Genomic DNA, 555 nt, shown 5'->3' on the forward strand with positions numbered 1-555 from the left:
ATAAGAGATTATTGAGTGTTTAATAACCAGTCGCTGTGTGACATCTCAAATTTTATTTCACCTTTACCATGCATCCCAACTTCCTTCCATCCAGCCTTTCTATAAAATGCTTCTGCTCTAGTTCCTGGTGCAGTACCTAGCCAAACAGTTTCTTTTGTTTTGCTAAAATACCAATTGATCATCACGTCGTGCAGTTGTCTTCCAGCACCTAGTCTGTCAAAATCTGGATGAACAAATAATGCCCATATGTTATTCTCTTGTAAATCAGCAATAGAAAATCCTATAACGTTATTATCTATTTCACAAACCCAACCTTTACCTCTTTGAGTAATGAATATTCTACAATCTTCATCTGTTACAAGATTAGGGTTTGATAAAGGGTTTTCTTTTACAGAATTTCTTACGACTTGAATTTGCCTAATATCATCAATAGTTGCCTCTCTAATTATCATATATTTTTTCAAGGATTTTTATGTTATAAAATCTACCTATGCTTTTCTAAAATTAATAAATGAAAATTCATTAAACTATCTTTTAAATTGATTGTATATGATA

At 31.4% G+C, this 555-nt stretch carries 1 protein-coding gene; it reads right to left on the minus strand.

Translation table 11 applies throughout. From position 1 onward, the window contains the following. Positions 1 to 8: 8 nt before the first annotated feature. Positions 9 to 452, minus strand: a complete 444-nt coding sequence (locus tag ACFRAE_RS17745; protein ID WP_422798506.1) for a GNAT family N-acetyltransferase — start codon at positions 450 to 452, stop codon at positions 9 to 11. Between the last annotated feature and the right edge of the window lie 103 nt (positions 453 to 555).

Source organism: Sphingobacterium sp. HJSM2_6 (assembly GCF_049316305.1).
GTDB lineage: Bacteria > Bacteroidota > Bacteroidia > Sphingobacteriales > Sphingobacteriaceae > Sphingobacterium.